Origin of the sequence: Lysinibacillus sp. FSL K6-4013 (assembly GCF_038630435.1) — a bacterium.
Classification (GTDB): Bacteria; Bacillota; Bacilli; order Bacillales_A; family Planococcaceae; genus Lysinibacillus; species Lysinibacillus boronitolerans.
In genome coordinates, this window is the sequence record NZ_CP152031.1 from 562,078 (window position 1) to 581,744 (window position 19,667).

Here is a 19,667-nt window from a genome sequence, read left to right on the forward strand (position 1 = left end):
TAATCGAATTTTGCTAGGCGTTCCAATAATGTATACGAGGTTAAAAGGATACAGGTTTCATTACAATCCTGTAAGCCATAATAGAAGAAGATGAAAAATGATGATCAACACAATATTTTAATTATACGGAGGACTAGCAATGAGATTTGATGAAGCTTATTCAGGAAATGTTTTTATAAAAAGTCATCCTACATATGACGATGCACAGGCAGTAATTTATGGCATGCCAATGGATTGGACAGTAAGTTATCGTCCAGGATCACGTTTCGGTCCACAGCGTATCCGTGAGGTATCCATTGGTCTTGAAGAGTACAGTCCATATTTAGATCGTGAGCTTGAGGAAGTAAAGTACTTTGACGCAGGTGATATTCCACTACCATTTGGAAATGCACAACGCTCATTAGATGAAATTGAGAAATTTATTGAAAAATTATTAGCGGATGGCAAGATTCCTGTTGGCATGGGTGGGGAGCATCTAGTGTCTTGGCCAGTAATGAAGGCTGTATCAGCTAAATATGATGATCTTGCTATTATTCACTTTGATGCACATACGGATTTACGTGTGGAATATGAGGGAGAGCCTCTTTCACACTCTACACCAATCCGTAAAATTGCAGAACATATTGGACCAAAAAATGTCTATTCATTTGGTATCCGTTCAGGTATGAAAGAGGAATTTGAATGGGCAAAGGAAAACGGCATGCACATTTCAAAATTTGAAGTGCTTGAACCATTAAAAGAGGTCCTACCAACGCTAGCTGGACGCAATGTGTATGTAACAATTGATATCGATGTGTTAGATCCAGCACATGCACCAGGCACTGGCACAGTGGACTGCGGTGGTATTACTTCCAAAGAATTGCTAGCTTCCATCCATGCTATTGCAGCAAGTGGTGTAAATGTAGTAGGCTTCGACCTAGTTGAAGTAGCACCAATCTACGATTCTTCAGAAATGACAGCAAACACAGCTTCAAAATTATTACGAGAAATGATCTTAGGCTGGGTAAAATAAATAAGATTGGTTGAATGGGGTTTAGCTATGAGCTAGCCCCACTTTTAGCCCCAATTGCCTTTAAACTTTCACTAAATACGGATACTGTTTGTGCCTCCATCTCTTGGAGAACGTGACCATAAACGGTGTGGATCATCTCTGGCGTATTTCCTAATCGTTCGGCAATCGCCTTGACAGGAATACTGTTATTCATAAGTATGGTGGCATGTGTATGCCTTAATCCATGTATCGTTGTTGCTGGTAGTCCAGCTGCTTCTACAAATCGGTTAAAAATTGCGTTTAACCCTGTGGAAACAAAAGGCTCTGCTGTGTGAGGCGATAAAAAGATAAATGAATCATCTTTGGTTAAATCACTATGCAGTCTACGACCATGTGAAAGTAACAACGCTTTAACAGCCGTTTGATAGCTCTGTAGCTGTTGCAACACTATATCATCTACTTTTATGGTACGCTCACTGTTTTTTGTTTTAGTGGAGCCTACACCGTTATTTCCTCTAGTTCGCTCAATAGTTATTGTTTGACTGGCAAAGTCGATATTTCGCCATTGAAGCCCCAATGCCTCGCCTTTACGCATACCTGTATAAGCAATCGTTAAAAATAAGCTGTAGTAGGCAATATCCCCATGCTGCTTAATATGATTCAGTAATATACTAAGTTGGCCAGGTGTGAGATAGTTCTTTTCTGTTTCCTTATCTCTTAGAGAGGGAAGGGCGGCTCCATGTAGCTTATTGCGAATTATGATTTCTTCCGCAACAGCCGCATTCATTGCAATCCTAAAAATCGAATGCAAAGCACGGATCGTAGAGGGCTTTAACTTGTCCTCTAACACGTTGATAAACGACATTTGATAAATAACCTTATCCAGCTTCTGCAACTTGTAGGAGCCAAGAAGGGGCTTAAAATAAAGCTTTATAAAGCCCTCACGCTGAGTAACAGTAGAAGGTTTCCATTTACCTTTATTCATGTCAAACCACATATCTAGCCATTGAGAGACGGTTAGGTTATCATGTTCCAAATGTTTTGTTTCACCACGCAGCGTTGCAGCCTTTACTTCCAAAAGGGCTTTCAATGCTGCTTTTTCTGTTTTAAAGCCACTTTTCTTCTTCTCACGACGCTTTCCAGCAGCATCATAATACTTATGTCGAAACATCCATAATTTTTCTTTATTCGCATTGAAATAGTGATATATTTCAGGTTCTTTTGCTGATTTATATAGTTTCACCTTGTCCATTCCTTTCATGCTTGGCGGCGTGTGTACAGGAATAGGTGAGTAAGTTATTTTTTAATCTTCATAATCAAATGTATCTTCCATTTTTTCGATTGCTAAAAGTATTTTTTTTATATCATTTGGTGAGAGTTTACGCCCTTTGTAGTTTACCCCTTCTAAGTTAAGTAAATTACTTACATCATAAAACGATTTTTCCGCTTCTTCTCTAGGGATTGGAACCAAATGTTTTTTTGCGTTAATAGCAACTTCCTTCATTGCAGGTGTAGTAAATGAAAAAGTAAATTCATGATTTTCTTTTTTAGTTTCTTTTTCTTTTAAAAGTGCACGCATTGGAGCAAAAAATTCTTCAACACTAATGTTTTCTTCTAATAAAAAATCTTTATAGCCGTTTCTAATTCCATCTGAAACTGGTCTTTCTTTTGCATATTCAATGTGATAATTAAGTACACTTTTTATCTGTTCTTTACTGAGTTTCCTGTATAAGTTAAAACCTTTCTTGATACTATATTTTTCTAATTTATCTAGTGAATCCTTATTTTCAAATTTGAACATGGGCGAATTAACATATTCGTATAAAAAATCATCAAGTTCTGTCCTCTCTTCAGAGCTTAATATACGAGTTGATTGAGTACTTATCATCAGTAGATTAGAGAGTTTTTCAAAACTATTTCTTCCTTCGATAGATTTTACAATAGCTTCTAACTTTTTAATAATCACACTTTGGTCATTTTGGGGATTTGAATAATCTTCAATTTGGTTGTTTAAATCACCCAGTATTTTCTCCCGATAAATTAATGAGTGTTTTAATTTAACTACTCTCTTTTTAACAACTTCTTCAATAGCTGGATCTATTTTTTTCTTGGGATCAATTTCTTGGGAATTTCTTTCTCGATTTTCATTCCACCAACTCAACTCCATTTCATTCATGGAAATTTGAGTTTTAATATCTCTAATTTCTTTTATTAACCATGCTTGAGCGTCTATGGCCTTCTCTAATATGGTTTTTTCATCAATATATCCTGCTTTTTCCATTAATTCCGTATAGTTAATATCTAACGTTTCTGAAAGTTTTTTTAAAATCTCAGGTGTAGGTTTTCTTTCCTTACCACTTCTTGGGTCGATTCCTTTTTCTAACGTACTCAAATAAGTGTGACTTAAACCAGTAATCCGTTCCATTTCACGAAGCGATTTATTACCCCGTATTTCTTTAAGGTACTTTCCAAAGTCATTCATAGGATACCCTCCAAAAAAATTCTTTATCTATATTGTAAACCATGACTTGCAATATTAAAACATGCAATTTATACTAGAGATCAAGGAGGTGTAATTCATGATTAGCAACAAGGTGAAAGAAGTTCGACGGAAAAGAGGTATGTCTATTTCTGAACTTGCGAGAAGAACAAACTTAAGTAGGGTAACGATTATGAATGTAGAAAATAAAGAAGTTATACCTAATTTAGAAACAGCGATATTAATTTCGAGGGAACTAGATCGAGAAATTGGTGATATTTTTTTTGAAGTTAGTGTAAACCATGAATTGCAACGGAGTGAGGTTGTTAAATAATGATTCCTACAGAAATCAGTGTTCAAATTGATAAACAAGCAATCAAGCAATACGTTGAAAAGAAACTTGATGAAGCTATCCAAGCGCAACTATGGATGGTGGATGTAAATAAACTTTCAGAATTAACTTGCATTTCTAAAAGATATTTAGAACAAGAAATTTTGTCGGATGTTCGTTTCAGGGCCATAGAGAGAAAGAAAAGTTCAAAGCGTTGGTATATGGCACACGAAGCTTTTGCTTTAGTTGAAGAAATAACGAGTGAGTGGTAGATCAAAAACAAATACGTTTGGCGGCGTTGTACAGGAATATGTGAAAGAATGGGGGCAAAGAGAATGTATGAAAATTTAACAAATGATGAATTACGTGTATATCGCATTCTAGAGGGATTGGGAGATTCAGAGAGTTTAACAGGTTCACAAATTATGGAGCGATTAATGATTAAAGATCGCCGTTATTTTCACCAGCTAATTTTTGAATTACGGTTGAAAGGAGTACCTATTGTAAGTATTAAGAGCGGCAGTCATTCAGGCTACTGGTTAGCACGAAATAAGGACGAGCTTGCATCCTATTTACATGACAAGGAACTATATATAGCCACTCATAAGAAAATCATTGAAGCCATGAGGGGAGCTGCAGAAGCAATTTTTTAACCATAATAATAACGAAGGTAGGAGGTGTGTTTTATGACAGCTTCTAAGAATCGAGGTGAATAGTTTTGAAAATTGAAGAACGGCTAGTAGAAGGGGCATTTTTAGGTTTTTCACCTGTTTTAGCTAAAATAATCGGTTTGAATGAAGCCGTCTTTTTGAATCAACTTCACTATTGGAAACAAAGGTCAAAGAATGAACGTGACGGTTTTGTGTGGGTATATAAGACGTATTTAGAGTGGCAACATGAGTTGCCATTTTGGTCTAATGCTACTATTCGCAGAGTAATTAGTAGTTTGGAAAAACAAGATTTATTAGTCAGTACGAGTAAATATAACAAAATGGGTATTGATAAAACAAAATGGTATCGGATTAATTACGAAAATCTAACAAATATCATGACTGCTCAAAATGAGCAATCGACTTGCTCAAATTGCACAGACGATTTGCTCAAAATGAGCAATCCATGTATTCAAGATGAGCAAACCAGTTGTTCAGAACGAGCAGACGAGTTGCTAATAATGAGCAATCAGACTGTTCAAATTGAGCACACCAATAACCATAGATTACTACAAGATACTACTTCAGATAATACTACAGAGATTACTTCAAAAGGTTTTAGAACAGAAAAGACAGACAGACAATCTTTTCCCGCCTCTAGTATTACTAATAGCGTAAATAGAGAGGCGGTAGAAGAGACAAAAGAAAAAACAGTCGTCGGTCGGTCTGTTCCTTCTTCTGATACTTCAGATCAATTAAAACAAGTTATCAAAGCCTGTGAGTTTACTTTCGGGTCTGTAAATCAGAATGATATTGATACACTTAAGCGGTTGATTGGAATGTATAAGGACCACAGACTAATTTCGGCAGCTTTAAACGAAATGGCGCAACATGAGGATATTAGTGCTAAGTCAGTTAATGACATACCAGCACATATTGCTAAATGGCGTAGTCAAGGCATACACAGCTATGAGCAGTTAATAGAAAAGCAGGAACAAACAGCCTGATTCGTCATGGAGGTTAAAAAAGAATAGTAGAGGGGTTGAAGAAATGCCGATAGTGAGAGACGAGCATAAGTACAGCTTATATATAAATGCTTATATCCGCACATTAGAAGCATTACCGGTATATGAAGGAACTGACCAGACTTCATACCTTCAAAAGATGGTGTACTACGGTGTGAAGGCAATAGCCACGCATCCCAAATTGAAGAATTATCAAGAAGCAATTGCATGTTTTGAATTCATATCCAGTTTAAAAACAATTATGAGCATTTTAACGCTCAATGAGTTCATGAACATATTCCCGATTGAGAAAGTGTTTGACGGCGATAAATACGAAATGAAGGATTACTATTCTACACTAGAAGCCATCAATGAATTAGAGCTAGAGCCACATAAGCAAATAGGTGAAAGTATTTTAGAGTTAATCATGGAGTACATGAATGATGACATTATGAATTTCGCTGTTCAAGGTATGGTAGCCATGAGTGCTATGAGACGTTTTAATGGTCACCTAGACTTGATGGAAGAGTTTATGGCATCAGAAGGGCATAAAACACCTAACACCTTTAAAAATGATAAAGGACAAGTTTATTATGTGCGACATGGAAAGCCACAAAAAATAAAAACGAGCAAGTCGAACCACTTGCGTCTAGTAAAGGGATGATAAGTTGTTAGCAACATTCAAATATACCGATACGGAATTGAAAAAGCTATTAGCTTCTATGATCGTGCTGGTAGACACAAGAGAACAGGTCAACCAGCACATTACAAACTATTTTGAGCTTCATAATATCCCATATACAGCTATAAAGCTAGATACAGGGGATTACAGAGCAATGCTTCCTCAGAATTTTGAGCTAGGTATATACAGAGACACTTACTTTCCGTTCACTGTGGAACGTAAGAACAGCATTGATGAATTAGCTAGTAGTATCAAAGAGGAGCGGTTTGAACATGAATTGATCAGATCGCAGAAATCACACTTTACTTTATTAATAGAAGGTAGTTACTCAGACTTGGTACATGGTAACTACAGAAGCCAATACAATCCTAAAGCATTACTAGCACGAATCAAAACGTTTGAAGCACGCTACCGCTTCTCTACAACCTTTTTGAATGATATGCAATTAAGCGGTAACTGGATATACAACCATCTTTATTATCATGTTCGAGCCGCATTGAAAGGGTAGCTAGTATATACGAACACATCGAAAGAATAGTAACGACGCATTACTTACTAAAAGGAACTTGATAAAACTTGAACTTATTACATTAATGATGTTGACATTTGTTAACGTATTTTTGCTTGTAGGTACAAAATATTGAATCTGTATGAAGAAAAAAGTAATCAAATGAATAAGAATGATAGCAAATGATAGCATTCCGCTTCGTATAAAAGGTGGCAATTGTCGGCAGTAAAACTATAAAAGGGGATGGACCATGGAACACGTGAAAAAATTACACCATAAATTCATTAAAGAAATACGCCCTATATTAAAAGCAAATGGACGTAATAATATGGCAAAAGTTTCTCAATATTTCAATCGCAACGTAAGACGTGGGATTGACGAAAGGATGTTAGCGGAGCGGTTATTATTCAACGCTCGACGTAGTAGAAAGGATAAAGCACTTGTTATCTGGGCCAGCGACCTAAAGGTGATCCATAAGGAACAAGCTATAGAACAGGTTGTAAAGCTTATTCAGTTTTATAAAAAACGATCCGCATTGAATGAACGTGAACGAGCTTATTATGAGGAGCTTCGAAAAGTAGAAGTAACAGAGACATTCGGTGGAGATATAGCTTAGAACGTACAAGAATCTACAGGAACGTTTCAAATCTAGTTTATGAGAAAAAGTACAAAGATGAAACGAATGTTCTTAAAAAGGCTTTGGGATGTGTTTAAGGGGGGATGGCATTTTAAACAGTAAATATGATTGGGATTGGATGCGGGAATATTACGCACGCTCTCAAAAAAATAGCCGTACATCGTTAAAGGACGTTTCTAAACTCTTTGGCGTACCATATCAAACTGTTAGAAGAATAGCAGCAAAGGAAAACTGGGTAGGCGGTGTAGCTGTATGTAGATGCGCTGAATTGATTGTGTATTTTCCGAGTACTGAATACCAAGAACAATATTTGAAATTGGCTGTTCCACTAGCACATCGAGATTATGAGAAGTTGGAAGAAATGCAACGGTTCGATGAATGGTAACGTTTCGAAACAAACAACGTTCCTTTTAAAAAGCTACAAAACACAGGATTAAATACAAATTTCAATGTACTGGGACATGTTAAGCAATGTTAAGGTTGCAACGTTTCCAAAACGGAACTCAATTCACTTCCCAAACGGAACAGGGCAGTAATAAACAGTAGAAATTGTGAGGTGTTTGTGAGGTATTTATCGATGATAAGTCCTAACATTTAACGGAGTACTCCATTGCAGTACTCCAATCAACTACGACAATTTTTCGTAGTACTACCATGCTGCAGAACAGAAAAAGTATGCATCTAAAAGTGTGCGTACCAAACGAAAAAGGATGCAACCTTTTCAATTGATGGTTGCAATGTTTGAAAAATGAGAGGAGGAAAACATAGTGGACATTAAAACAGAGAAATGGCTCGATTATGAAATTCGTTTCGTGGAAATTGAAGGTGAGTGGTGGGGGATTGCTAAAGATGTAGCAGATGCTCTTTGTTACAGTAGTACAGCTGCTATGACAAGACACTTAAAAAGTAAATTTCTTACACATGTCAAATTGGCAGGTATGAATCAGAAGTTTACAGCAATATCTGAACAGGGGATCTACAAAGCAATAACTCGTTCACAAAGACCGGAAGCAGAAGAATTTGAAGATTGGCTATTTGAAGTAGTTAAAACACTCCGTCAGTCTAGTGGATTAGAAGGTTTTCAAATATTTAGAATGCTAGATAAAGAGCATCAAAAGGAAACAATGGCTAAGTTACATCAATCATTGCTTGAACCAACAAGGGTGAACTTTATAAAAGCAAACACAATTGCTAACAAAGCTGTATCCAGTCGTTATGGGCATAAAAATATGTTAAAGAAGAATCAAATGACGCCAGAAATGTTGATTGAACGAGAGCCAATCTTAGCTGATACAGTTGATTTAATGATTGCAAAAGAAAAATTCAGGCTTGATTTGTCTGTCAGTAAGAAAGTGTATGAAGCTTAAAAATTTCAAAACAAACAAATACATGAATTCAAACAAAAATAGTGTGTATCTAGAATGCAACCATGCTAACTTTTGCTAACATTTTTTACGTATTAGGGATGCTGAGAAATGCTAAGGTATGTCGCTTGTAGGAGGCTAATAACCGCTTCGAAGATGTTGGCTTTTGTCGGCAACCCACTAAAATGTTGGGAAATGTAGGTGTACTGTATATACAGGATGGTGAAAGATATTGACCCTAGATGAACTAAAACGACTTTTCAAAAAGCAAATACCTGCAGCATACGAATCATTAAAAGAAGCGGAAGCCATGCCAGAAGGTGAGGTAAAGCGTTATAAAATATCGGCTGCTATCGAGGTGATTGAAAAGGCTCAAGATATTCTCTCAAGTTGCTGGGATGAATTGAAATTTAAGGACGAGCTTATTTTAGCCCATAGACTTGATAATGTGCCGAGAGAACGTACAGCCATGGTTTTCTATGATTATGTTCAAACCGAGCCTACAAGGGCTATAAATAATTTAAAAGCATTAGAGGATTTAGCATACAAGAAACTGCATAAACTTCTAAACTCTCAGGAAGTCCATTCAGAAGATTTATCAAACACTACACAACAAAGTATGGTTGACCGCTTAAAAGCAAGAGAACAACGAATGAAAGGGTGATAGCATGCTAACAGACAGCCAGTTTTGGGCGTACTTACATGCACAACAAGAATTAGAAGAAATCGAACGAGTATATCAAGCGGAGCGACAGGAAGCTTATGAAGGTATTGCTCCAACGATAACAGGTTTCGATTATGGTAGCGGACGCATTTACAAATTGGCTTGTCATGTTGAAGATTATGCAATTTACCTGGTAGAACTTCATGAATCACGAAATCAACGCATGAAACAAGTAAAACAGCGTGTTGAAGTATTAGAAGAAGCAGTTTCCCTTCTCTATGATGACGAGCGAGCGCAGTATGAGGCTTGGAAAGTAAACCCCGTTGGTTTATACCCTAATGTGTTAAAGGCGCTAAAAGAGTGTTTGAGCTATGTTTTAGAACGTGACCAAATAAAAGAGGATGGCTTTGAAGTATCAGTGACTGAATGGGATGCACAGATAGATACAATGGAAGATGATGAGTTGCTTACAGATTACTGGGATCGTGATGGTTCATTTGACGAGCAGATTAAAAAGCGGCGAGAAAAAGAAAAACAGTATGGCCGGGTTGATTTATCTGAAAGCGCGTTACAGAACTATGCTGAAAAGTTTACGATAAAAAACCGCTTCCGTAAGACAATAGCGTGTTCCTAGTACTGTAGGTACTACGTATGTTTCTGTAAGTAACTACATAGAAAGGAGTATCATACATGTTTTGTGTCATTCAGAAAATACAAAAGAAGAAGCCTGATGAATATGGAGCCGCCAAGGAATTGTTAGTTGATACGGATGTTTATACAGTCGATGGGGAAGAAATAACGGAATATACTTACCATTACAGTGAGGATCGCTTTGAACGCCCTATACTGGATGCATACAAGATTAGTATTCATCATTCGTATAGAGAAAATGGTAAGGTTAAAAAGAAACAATGGGCAATCTGTACAATGAGTTATTATGATATTGTTGAATATGGCTTTGATGATAAGGTTGTAAAGTCTGTACTTGATGCAAAGATAGCGGAAATGGGTATTAAAAGAGGTCAGTTTTATAGAATGGTTTATGATAAGTTAAATCCGTTGGAAGATGCAATAAAAGCCGAGTTTGAGCAAACAGAGGAATATAAAACCCATAAAGAACACCAGGCTATTTTAACAACACATAGGAATACCAAGAGAGAATTTGAAAAACTATATGGTAAAGACACCTACAACCGTATTTATGATGTGTATGGCATAGTTAGAAATAAGGAATACTTAGAACGGTTGATAGCCGCTAAAGGTACGGCAGAAGAAGCGCAAAAGGCGCAAAAAGAATATAAAAGACGTAGCGAGCAAGAACAGTGGAAACGATTCGAGGAACACTTTGGAACAGGCGGTGGTAGTTACCCGTCAACTTCAAATAGTAACTACAACGAAAATGAAAAAACTATGTTAAAAGAAATCTATCGCATGGCATCAAAGAAGTTCCATCCGGATGCTTGTGGCGATGATGGCAGCAAGATGAAATTCCTCACCAAGCTAAAGGATCAGTGGGGATTATAAACAAAATGGCAGTAAAGAAGCATCTACAATCAGTGTACGGTAGGTGTTTTTTAATTTGTCACAAGTGGCAGAAAGTTTTTTGTCTAACGAGATGAATTCCTCTTCCCAACTTTTCGGGAAACTTTGCGAAGTGTTTCGAAAATGCAACCACTTGAAAGGACAAGGGATATTCCCCCAGACCTTTGAGGTGTCGCCAAAGTTGGCGACACTTGACTTTGTATCAAAATGTTATTACATATTTTCAACCTCATGGTTTATGATTAGCGTGGAGGGGTTTTTATGAATAAAAATATAATAATTTTATACGCTTCACTACTTTTAGTGCCAGTAATAATTAACTACGGATTATTATCTTGGACAGCTCCTGGAGTTTCAATGGAAGCTAATCCTTGGTTGGGGTTTTTAGGTAGTTTTTTAGGGTTAATTGGAGCGATATCAATAGCGTTACTGAACAATCACAATCAGAAAAAAAGTGATTATGAGAAAGAAATGAAGAATAACAGATCATTTATTGTTCTTAATGATTTCCAAGGACCCATAGGATTAAAGAATGTAAAAACTCATGAAAATAGTAGATTGATTAGAACAGTGGGCTATGAAGAATTATTAAAAATAGTACCGAAAGATGATTATGTTTATACTTCAACTTCTTATATGAAAATTTCGCACTATGGAAATTCGGATGTAATATTAGACTGTAATATCTGCATTAGTTCTGAAGATAACGAAGGTAGTCAATTACCGGACATAGTAGTTAATACGGGAGTGTTGGAAAAACAAATTGAACTCTTTATTCCTATTGCACAACCATCAATTGGGATGGGCAATATAATAAACTTAAATAAAGTTGTTGTTGAATATTCGACACTTATGAACGAAAGATTAGAATACATAATGGATTTTGGAAATTTAAAAGAGTGTCATTATGTGATAAATGATAAAAAGGAAAAAGAAATTTTATTTGAGTTTGATGTTAAAGGCTCAAAGTGGACATATCCAAATAAAAGAAAAGATTAAGAACATCCTGTGGGATGTTTTTATTTTTGCCCAAAAAAGTGAGTATCGGGCACTTCCGCCCCTTTACAGCTAGGGCAACGGTACTTACTTTTGAGAGTGAAAAATTATTACATATATTTCTTATTATAGATTATTATTGGTTAGAGGTGATAAATTATGACAAATGATTTAGAAAAGATTATTGAAGAAATTGGCGAGAAGATAGAAAAAGTATCTGACTTTCTTACAACTGTAACTGATAACGAAATAGTGAAATCCAGTGGGGAAATATTTAAATTTGTAGATTTAGGAATTAAAGCAAACAATTGGATTAGTCAAAAAAGATTTGAACAATGCTTGAAAGGTTTTACAATGGACGAGCCTACTGAACAGCAACTAAATAAACTAAAAAAGTTTATTGATTCCCCTGAGAAAGCTGAATTCGTAGCAAATACATTTCGACAAGTTTTGCTAAGTAATTCTTCGAAAGCATCATTAATAATGGGAACTATTTTGAATTCTGTTGTAGATGATGAAAAGGAAGTATCACATGAAACGCTGATTTGTTTGAATGCGTTATCACATTTTTATGATATTGACATAAAAAACTTAAAATTATTAGATCAATACATTGATTATGTTGGACCAAATGAGTTGAGAACTCCTAAGTTAAAAAGAAATAAGACCGAGTACTTTTATGTTAGCGGAAGGTTAAATTACTTTGCTAAAGAGAAGGATGTAACTAGAAATAGTTTATTAATAACTCTTGAGAAAAGTGTGGGATTACAACTGATTACAAAAGAATTGGAACCAGATATTGGCGTGGATATTGATACAGATATGGAAATGGCCGACGTAACGCAAGATATAGATGAAAAATACTATTTTAATAGTGTTGGAAAAATTATGCTCTCACTCATCCAACGTATTGAAGATTAAGCACTCTTGAGAGTGCTTTTTTATTTTACAAAGCAACTAGCATAATGGGGTGATGCCATTGATTGAGAAGAAATTAACACCGAAAAAACTAGCATTTGCTGATTACTATATTGAGTTAGGAAATGCAGTAGATGCAGCTATAAAAGCTGGATACAGTAAGAATTATGCCAATACGCAGAGTTATAAATTGTTGGAGAATGCTAGAGTAAATACATACATGCTCTCGTAGAATTTGAACACAAAGTCATTTAAATGTACAAGATGAGTATTTTATAAGGCTGATTATTAGTTGTTTCTGAGAGGTTCTCATAATCTTCTTAGCTATTAATTAACAAAGTAAGAATATGACAATTTATAAAGTTCGTATTATGATTAGTAGAGAAAGGGAGGTTAGGTATGATATCTAAAAATGAATCAAGTTATGATGACTTTAAAAAGTTAAGGGAAAAAGAACTCGAATGTTATGCTGTTAACGATGAAACTAAATTAATTAGATACATGGGTTTACCAAAGTTTTTAAGTCTAATCGAAAGGGAAGAATTATTTTTAAATAGAGCAGATAAATTCGAGGATTTATTTGAAGGAGATGCCCCATTTAAAAATGTTATTGCTTATTCAAAAGGGCTTCAAAGTTTAGCTTGGTTAACTAAAAAGAGCGAAGAAGATGAACTAGCAGAAGACAAAATCCAAGAAGTACAAGGCGGATATATTGAAAAAACAATTGAGATTAAAAAAAGTGCATTTGTAAGTTGTTGGAATGAAATGAATAATGAATCTTATGCGTTATGGCAAATCTACGCAAAAGATTATGGAATAGCTATTCAAACTAGTGCAAAAAAACTTAAAAACTTACTAGAGCAAGAAAAAGGATGCCTCTACAAAGTAAGATACATTAGAGAAGATGAAGAAAAGCAAATAGAGGTTCCTCGCTATATCGAACGAGAAGGACCTAAAGTAATTGAGAATTTTTTAGTATTAAAAAAATCTTATTATGATTATGAAAAAGAGGTAAGAGGTATTGTTTTTAAGGAAAATGCAGAATCAATGTCATTAAAAATCGATGATTTGAATGATTTTATAGAGAAAATTTATATAAGTCCTTTTGCAGAAAATGGTATGTTGAGTTAATAGCAAACATCGCAAAAAATAAATATGGATTAAATGCAGAAGTAGTAAATTCAGATATTAAATTTAATGTGTAATACCTGTCAAAAAAGGAATGTATTCTCGACTGTTAAGCAAAGAGTGTTTTAATGGATATTCTGTCTCATACCACTGTTCTCAATATTCCAATCCACATTCTCATATAGAAAAAAAGCATCCGCTCCAGGAGAGTAGATGCTTTTTGTGCTGCCATTAGATTTTGTCACCATTTTTTAAGAAGAAAAAGCCTTCAAATTCAACCTCTAATACAGTAGCAATTTTTCGTAAGTCTTGTTCGTTGAAATTATCCTTCTTCAATTTCGTATTGATATTCTGTCTTGATTGCCCCAGTAGTTCGGCTAAATCTTGAACAGACATATCTTTTCGATTCAAAAGAACTTTAATTTTTTCTCCCATCGTTAAAGACATTCTAACACCTCCTACAATATTATTATACCATATATTATATTGCTTTTGACAACTAAAACATTGCTATTAGCAATGTTTATTTTTACAAAATGCTTGATTTATGCAATCAAATGATTTACAGTGGAAATATAAAATTTTACAAGTTGACTATCAACAGTCAGTCGGTGAATGGACTAGAAATAGCCGACATGCAACATAAAGGTAGGTGAATGTATGATGGTACTAACAACGCAAGAACGCCAGAAAATAACACGAGCCATGCTAAAAGGCTATATGAAGTTGCTTACACAGCAAATTAAAAAGTGACTAAGTGGGGAGGAGAAGCGATATGCGTTTACAAAACACACTTGATTATCTAAAAGAACAATTCTATACAGCTGGAGCTGAATGGAAAGAAACGAAGGATAGTAAATTGCTGACAGAGTTGAATGCGTTAGTAGCGGCTATCAATGCAATTGAGGTTTATTTGTATGACCGGCGTATTACTGTAATAACAGATTGCGTATAAAAAGCATGTTAGAAAGTAAATTTGGATGGAAAAAAGAATGGCTTGTTATGTCGGACCTCAAAAAGAAGTTACCCATGAAAATCAAGCGAGGCATGTATAAGAAATATATTTTAATCTCATGTAATAGATTCTTAGTTTTTTGATCATAATGGTGAAAAGATAGATTTTAACTTTAGTAAATTTGAACTTAAGTAAAGCTGCTTTAAAAAATAAATACAGAGGTCGGTGAGAGGCATGAAAAGTAAAATATATAGCGATAGATTTTTGATTTGTAGCGATAACACAGCAGGTATTTTATCTTTGAAACTTATACACAAAGTAGAAGGTATTGTTCTACATGAATGGAAAGAAAAAGTTAAGAGTGAACGTGAAGCTATTATATCATTAGAGGCCTATAAACGCTGTATGTTCGAAGAGGATGGTGCTCTGGTATTTATGGCTAAATATGTGGCAAGTCTTTTTGACATAGACTACAAAGGGAAAGGTTTAATCGAGGTTACAGAGTTGATAAAACAAAAAGCAAAAGAGTTGGAAGAGAAGGGGGAAATAATATGTATTCAGTAACAAATCATCCTAGATTCGCTGAATTGTGGGATGCTAAAGCAGCTGCTTATAACGCTTTAACAGAGGTGCTAGTTAATAAAGGTTTAGAAGAAGAAATTAGCAAAGTGATAGCTTTTCAACTTGCACAAAAAGAGCTTTATGGAATGTATGAGGAAGTTGCTTTTGACAATGGTGTCCTGAATACGATTAATCATATTAAAGGAATTCTAAGGGAGAAAAATACTCTTAAGATGGAGGAAGCAAAATGAATGGATTCAAATTAGAAATAACAAACGACAACGAGTTTCTAGGGCTATTAGAAGGTGATGAGGTATTAGTCTCAACAGTTGAACAGCCTCGAAGCAACGGAAAGGATTTAGCGGTATTTGAAGCGGCAGGGGAGTGTTTTATTAGTCCTTTCACTCGCTTTGGGAATCAAATTATGTTACTCGGTGAACGTATTCAGGTGGTACGAGAACATCAGGTGAAGATTATTGGTAAGGTGATTGATTACAGTTTTGAGGCCAAAGAAAAAGCTGCAGCGTTTGCAGACGTTACAGCCGAATTGATTCATGCCCTTTGATGTGCAGAAACAGTTTATCATGCAGCTTTAATATCTAGCAATCAGAAGAGCCTTACAATATAATGTAAGGCTTTTTATTTTGCTTGAAAACTGCAACAACAAGGATAAAATTCAAAAAAGGATTTTTATTTTATATTCACTGGTTTATTTGATTTACCAAGTACTGAAGAATTATTAGAGCGGATAGGGGAAGTTCTTTTGCTTGGTTCATTGCTAGTGCTACTATTTAACTGTCTTATGACTTTTTCGACTTGTTCTTTTGCATCTTGGCTTATTTGCTTGTTATTTGTCTTATCAGAGCGCATTTTCTTCATCTCCCTCTATGTCATCATTATACTCTTTTTCAAATGCAGAGTGAAGCATCTCCTCAAATTCCTCTATATACCCTCGTAATTGAAGATTTTTTTCTACTTCATCTTCTTCCAACAAATCTGGATCTAGGGTAATCAAGCTAATATACTTTACATTACTTATTGTAATTGGATTTGTGATATACTGTCTACCTTCTTTTGTACCTTTTCCATCATAAAAAAATGTGTAAAATCCTCCAAGTAATATCCCTCTGTAAATTCCGTTTCTTTGGACCTTTAACAAATCCTCTAACTTTTTGGCTTTTCTAGAATTAATAGATATTGTGTTGATTCCTGGGAAATATGGAGACAAAGTATCAATACTATCCATAAGAAGTGCATATATCATTACATCTTTATTTTTTAAATTGTTAAGGGGTTTGCTCTCTATACCCATTACTTGTTTTGAAATGAATTCCAGTAGCGGGTTTACATTATTTACATCGTTAAAGAATTTATTAACAGATCGTGTATATTCTTTATATATTTTTTTATCTAAATAATAATTTTGTTGAATCATCCCATTTAAATCCGTTTTATCTTTAACATATCCATCTAAATGCTTTATTTTACATCGCATAGTTTTGTTTTCTGGTATATTTTGATAGCTATATATTTGTACAGCTTGAATAAGATCATGTTTTAGACAGAAATTTCTCATAACAATTGATAATGTTTTTTTCTGGTCAAATTCTTTAAGTTCTTGGTACTTTCTTAGAAGAGTTCTGCTTGTTTCACGTTTATCCTTCTCAAATTGTTCATTAGCTTGTAAATATTTAGTGAAAACCCAGTATACAAATGTAGAAACAAATGATATACAAAGTAAAATATATATAGTAGAAATCTTCTGGTCATATATTATTTTTGCTAATTCATAAAGTGTTCCAGAATCATTTTCAACCCATATATCAATAAATAACGGGTAAAATACTAGAACAACCATTAAAAAGAAAGAACCTATAACAATTCCTGAAAATTTAAATGTTAATTTCAAATTTTTTTTCACTATTTTTCCACCCTAAAATTTATTATCTTTAACTTAAAAATGATAAAAAATAGTTAACTAATTAATAGTTAACTATTCTCCATTAATTTGAATTTGCGTTCTAGGTCTTAATGGTATAAGAATATTTGAATAAGTTCTAACAACTTTGTTATAAAAATCTTTTACTCTTGGAGCTTTCATACTGATAACTAAAGCATAGGGAATTGGTTTTGGATCCTTGAGAGCTTGACCTTTGTCTCTATGGTGATAATAAATATCAAAAAATGGGTCAACTAAGGTGGAAGATCTAAAAGTCCATTTTGCTTTTAAACAAGGTTCCCATTTATGACCATCTTCTCTAAGATCTAATTCAGCTGAACCGAATATTCCTTTACGATTAAAAAAAGACTTTGACTCTGGGTGTTCAGAGAAACGGCCATTCTCATTCAATTTATGTTTTTGAGAATTAGGTCTAAAAGTTATTTCTAACCCAGCTCTAGTATAAGTGTTTGGGTAACTAGGATCTATTTCTGGTGAAATTACTAAAGTAGCACTTACAGTTATCATGCCACTTAATTCTCCATCTGGCATTGGAATTGGTGCCCTTAAATGTTCCCCTACAGGAAGCTCACCTTGAAAAATTACAATAGCCTCATCATCTTCGCAAGTTATGAGTTTATTAAAATTGGTTTCAAATCTTCCCCAACCAACTTCTTCTATTTTGTGAGATTTAGGATCACGTTCCGCTTTATGAATAAATAAAGCCCTGTTAGCTAACGAACTAAAATCATTCCCAAGTTGTGCACGAACAGCAACTGCAGATCTCAGTAGGGAAGGGGCAGCAAAACTTGTACCATCAGTCCCTACAAGTGTAGGTTCGTCGCTTGGAGCTAAAACAATAAAAGGCTTTTTGGAACTCCCTCCAAAAACTAAACCATCAGGTTTAATTATACCAGGGCATCGACCAGGTCCGATGCTGCTGTATCCAGCTCTTTCCCATTTTACTCCATCTGTATCACAAGAACCTACAGTAATAACATTTACAGCATCAGAGGGAGGTTGTATTCTATTAAGTCCTAAAACAGGGTCACCTTCACCAGAATTCCCAGCTGCAACAGTTACAAAACTTTCATTTCCAACCAATCTTTCATCAAGACTAGCGGTCCAAATATTTATTTCATCATCTTCAACAGGTATATTCGGTCCTAAGCTCAAATTAATAAAGTCGTAAGGAGTATTTAGTCTTTTTGCTTCATCTAAGGTAGAGAGAATTCTTTCTAAAACATCATATAATTCAAAATCTCCATTAGTTCCTGTGTTTTGATCAAGTACCCTAATATGATCTACTTTGCATATAGGGCGAGAGACTACTTCCGTTTTCGGGTCTATAGAACCGAAAAGTACTGCTGAAGTTACACCCAACCCATGCTCTAAAAATTCCTCATCTTCTGGTCCAATACCGTCGGGTTCGATTAAATTTACCCATTGCATAATTGGAGAATTTTTCGGTATTCCTCCGTCAAAAACAGCAACCTTCATATTTGGTTCGATTTCTTCTTCTTCTGGTAAAGAAATTTTATTTTCTCCAAATTTTCTTTGAGAGTCAGGGTTGAAGGTTCTAAGTTGTGGCATAGATCTAAGTACACGGACATAAGTAAATTGAGCAAGTTGTTTAGCGCATGTTGGAGTTGCATATACCGGAATAAATGCTAAGTTCCCAACAATTTTTATTTTTTCTAATACTACATTTGCCTTGTTTTTCTTAGCATAATGTTCAAATTGTTTTATTATTTTTTCGTCATTACCTTCATGTAAAACAAATTCAAATAATCTAACATTCAAATCGTCATTTGTGAATTTTATTTTATCCTCTACTTTAAAAGCCTGTATATTTTCCAAATGTGTAAGTTCAATACTGCCTTTAAAATCCTCTGCCCAATTACTGACATTAGAAACCCAATTATTAAAATCTTGTCTTGAGCCGATTACGAAGATTTCGTCAGTAATTGCGTCTTCAGGATGATTTTCTATTCCCCATGACTTAGGAACTATTTTTTTTGAACGCCCACCTACAGCTCTAACTCCAACAGTTTCAAATAGATGATTTGGAAAGTCACTCTTTGAGGTATATCTAGGATGCAATGTTATCACAGCGCTTACTTTACCTTCAGGGCTAGCATCTTCCGGGATTTTATCAAATTCATCAACAGTTTCAGTAAGCCACTTTTTAACTTGTTTTTTTGCTGTACTCCATTCATAGGGAGGGCTCTTATCTCCACCGCTTTTTTTTATCTTTACACCTTCAGTCAGTCGTTCTCCATTACCTAATAGAAAATTATTTTCATTTGCCACAACTA

At 34.9% G+C, this 19,667-nt stretch carries 27 protein-coding genes; 21 read left to right on the forward strand and 6 right to left on the reverse strand.

Going from position 1 to position 19,667, the window contains the following annotated elements; translation table 11 throughout:
* Window positions 1-139 precede the first annotated feature (139 nt).
* A complete protein-coding gene (gene speB, locus MHB39_RS02730; protein WP_004231519.1) occupies window positions 140-1,012 on the forward strand; it encodes an agmatinase in 873 nt (290 codons plus the stop codon).
* A gap of 25 nt (window positions 1,013-1,037) precedes the next feature.
* Here speB and MHB39_RS02735 read toward each other — a convergent pair whose 3' ends face one another.
* Together MHB39_RS02735 and MHB39_RS02740 are read right to left on the reverse strand one after the other, a co-directional pair.
* Window positions 1,038-2,243 carry a site-specific integrase gene (locus tag MHB39_RS02735; protein WP_342545775.1) on the reverse strand — a complete coding sequence of 402 codons (1,206 nt, stop codon included), beginning with the start codon at window positions 2,241-2,243 and terminating at the stop codon, window positions 1,038-1,040.
* A gap of 51 nt (window positions 2,244-2,294) precedes the next feature.
* On the reverse strand, window positions 2,295-3,473 hold the full coding sequence (locus MHB39_RS02740) for a helix-turn-helix transcriptional regulator (protein WP_342545776.1): 1,179 nt from the start codon (window positions 3,471-3,473) through the stop codon (window positions 2,295-2,297).
* Window positions 3,474-3,570: 97 nt separating this feature from the next.
* Between MHB39_RS02740 and MHB39_RS02745 the strand changes: the two genes are divergently transcribed.
* The 16 genes from MHB39_RS02745 (at window position 3,571) to MHB39_RS02820 (ending at window position 13,897) form a co-directional block, all read left to right on the forward strand.
* On the forward strand, window positions 3,571-3,804 hold the full coding sequence (locus tag MHB39_RS02745) for a helix-turn-helix domain-containing protein (protein ID WP_342545777.1): 234 nt from the start codon (window positions 3,571-3,573) through the stop codon (window positions 3,802-3,804).
* Complete coding sequence (locus tag MHB39_RS02750; protein WP_342545778.1) at window positions 3,804-4,073, forward strand: hypothetical protein; 270 nt, start codon at window positions 3,804-3,806, stop codon at window positions 4,071-4,073. Before MHB39_RS02745 ends, MHB39_RS02750 begins: the two co-directional genes overlap by 1 nt.
* 63 nt (window positions 4,074-4,136) lie before the next feature.
* A complete protein-coding gene (locus tag MHB39_RS02755) occupies window positions 4,137-4,454 on the forward strand; it encodes a hypothetical protein (RefSeq protein ID WP_342545779.1) in 318 nt (105 codons plus the stop codon).
* 65 nt (window positions 4,455-4,519) lie between these two features.
* Complete coding sequence (locus tag MHB39_RS02760) at window positions 4,520-5,458, forward strand: hypothetical protein (protein WP_342545780.1); 939 nt, start codon at window positions 4,520-4,522, stop codon at window positions 5,456-5,458.
* Window positions 5,459-5,501: 43 nt separating this feature from the next.
* Window positions 5,502-6,119 (forward strand): hypothetical protein, encoded by a 618-nt coding sequence (locus tag MHB39_RS02765; protein WP_342545781.1) that lies wholly within the window; start codon window positions 5,502-5,504, stop codon window positions 6,117-6,119.
* 58 nt (window positions 6,120-6,177) lie between these two features.
* Window positions 6,178-6,645 carry an ERCC4 domain-containing protein gene (locus tag MHB39_RS02770; RefSeq protein ID WP_342546882.1) on the forward strand — a complete coding sequence of 156 codons (468 nt, stop codon included), beginning with the start codon at window positions 6,178-6,180 and terminating at the stop codon, window positions 6,643-6,645.
* Between the two features lie 250 nt (window positions 6,646-6,895).
* Entirely contained in the window at window positions 6,896-7,261 is a 366-nt protein-coding gene (locus MHB39_RS02775; protein WP_342545783.1) for a hypothetical protein, read from the forward strand.
* Window positions 7,262-7,349: 88 nt separating this feature from the next.
* Window positions 7,350-7,667: a hypothetical protein gene (locus MHB39_RS02780; RefSeq protein ID WP_342545784.1), complete on the forward strand. Its 318-nt coding sequence runs from the start codon at window positions 7,350-7,352 to the stop codon at window positions 7,665-7,667.
* Between the two features lie 382 nt (window positions 7,668-8,049).
* Window positions 8,050-8,649 (forward strand): BRO family protein, encoded by a 600-nt coding sequence (locus MHB39_RS02785; protein ID WP_342545785.1) that lies wholly within the window; start codon window positions 8,050-8,052, stop codon window positions 8,647-8,649.
* A 229-nt stretch (window positions 8,650-8,878) separates the two neighbouring features.
* Window positions 8,879-9,310, forward strand: coding sequence for a hypothetical protein (locus MHB39_RS02790; protein WP_342545786.1), 432 nt, complete (start codon window positions 8,879-8,881; stop codon window positions 9,308-9,310).
* Between the two features lie 4 nt (window positions 9,311-9,314).
* Window positions 9,315-9,944: a hypothetical protein gene (locus MHB39_RS02795; RefSeq protein WP_342545787.1), complete on the forward strand. Its 630-nt coding sequence runs from the start codon at window positions 9,315-9,317 to the stop codon at window positions 9,942-9,944.
* Between the two features lie 56 nt (window positions 9,945-10,000).
* Entirely contained in the window at window positions 10,001-10,834 is an 834-nt protein-coding gene (locus tag MHB39_RS02800) for a hypothetical protein (RefSeq protein ID WP_342545788.1), read from the forward strand.
* 279 nt (window positions 10,835-11,113) lie between these two features.
* Window positions 11,114-11,851: a hypothetical protein gene (locus MHB39_RS02805; protein ID WP_342545790.1), complete on the forward strand. Its 738-nt coding sequence runs from the start codon at window positions 11,114-11,116 to the stop codon at window positions 11,849-11,851.
* A gap of 156 nt (window positions 11,852-12,007) precedes the next feature.
* A complete protein-coding gene (locus MHB39_RS02810; RefSeq protein ID WP_342545791.1) occupies window positions 12,008-12,769 on the forward strand; it encodes a hypothetical protein in 762 nt (253 codons plus the stop codon).
* A 52-nt stretch (window positions 12,770-12,821) separates the two neighbouring features.
* Window positions 12,822-12,998, forward strand: a complete 177-nt coding sequence (locus MHB39_RS02815) for a terminase small subunit (RefSeq protein ID WP_342545792.1) — start codon at window positions 12,822-12,824, stop codon at window positions 12,996-12,998.
* Window positions 12,999-13,165: 167 nt separating this feature from the next.
* Complete coding sequence (locus MHB39_RS02820; protein WP_342545793.1) at window positions 13,166-13,897, forward strand: DUF2971 domain-containing protein; 732 nt, start codon at window positions 13,166-13,168, stop codon at window positions 13,895-13,897.
* 228 nt (window positions 13,898-14,125) lie between these two features.
* Here the strand turns inward: MHB39_RS02820 and MHB39_RS02825 are convergent, their stop codons facing one another.
* Window positions 14,126-14,341: a helix-turn-helix transcriptional regulator gene (locus tag MHB39_RS02825; protein ID WP_342545794.1), complete on the reverse strand. Its 216-nt coding sequence runs from the start codon at window positions 14,339-14,341 to the stop codon at window positions 14,126-14,128.
* Window positions 14,342-14,669: 328 nt separating this feature from the next.
* Between MHB39_RS02825 and MHB39_RS02830 the strand changes: the two genes are divergently transcribed.
* From MHB39_RS02830 to MHB39_RS02845, 4 genes are all read left to right on the forward strand, one after another.
* On the forward strand, window positions 14,670-14,849 hold the full coding sequence (locus MHB39_RS02830) for a hypothetical protein (protein ID WP_342545795.1): 180 nt from the start codon (window positions 14,670-14,672) through the stop codon (window positions 14,847-14,849).
* Between the two features lie 234 nt (window positions 14,850-15,083).
* A complete protein-coding gene (locus tag MHB39_RS02835; RefSeq protein WP_342545796.1) occupies window positions 15,084-15,413 on the forward strand; it encodes a hypothetical protein in 330 nt (109 codons plus the stop codon).
* Complete coding sequence (locus tag MHB39_RS02840) at window positions 15,401-15,661, forward strand: hypothetical protein (protein WP_342545797.1); 261 nt, start codon at window positions 15,401-15,403, stop codon at window positions 15,659-15,661. Before MHB39_RS02835 ends, MHB39_RS02840 begins: the two co-directional genes overlap by 13 nt.
* Window positions 15,658-15,975, forward strand: coding sequence for a hypothetical protein (locus MHB39_RS02845; protein WP_342545798.1), 318 nt, complete (start codon window positions 15,658-15,660; stop codon window positions 15,973-15,975). The genes MHB39_RS02840 and MHB39_RS02845 overlap by 4 nt, the downstream gene beginning before the upstream one ends.
* 125 nt (window positions 15,976-16,100) lie before the next feature.
* Here the strand turns inward: MHB39_RS02845 and MHB39_RS02850 are convergent, their stop codons facing one another.
* From MHB39_RS02850 to MHB39_RS02860, 3 genes are all read right to left on the reverse strand, one after another.
* A complete protein-coding gene (locus MHB39_RS02850) occupies window positions 16,101-16,280 on the reverse strand; it encodes a hypothetical protein (protein WP_342545799.1) in 180 nt (59 codons plus the stop codon).
* Window positions 16,270-17,331, reverse strand: coding sequence for a hypothetical protein (locus MHB39_RS02855; RefSeq protein WP_342545800.1), 1,062 nt, complete (start codon window positions 17,329-17,331; stop codon window positions 16,270-16,272). The genes MHB39_RS02850 and MHB39_RS02855 overlap by 11 nt, the downstream gene beginning before the upstream one ends.
* 72 nt (window positions 17,332-17,403) lie before the next feature.
* Window positions 17,404-19,662: a S8 family peptidase gene (locus MHB39_RS02860; protein ID WP_342545801.1), complete on the reverse strand. Its 2,259-nt coding sequence runs from the start codon at window positions 19,660-19,662 to the stop codon at window positions 17,404-17,406.
* Between the last annotated feature and the right edge of the window lie 5 nt (window positions 19,663-19,667).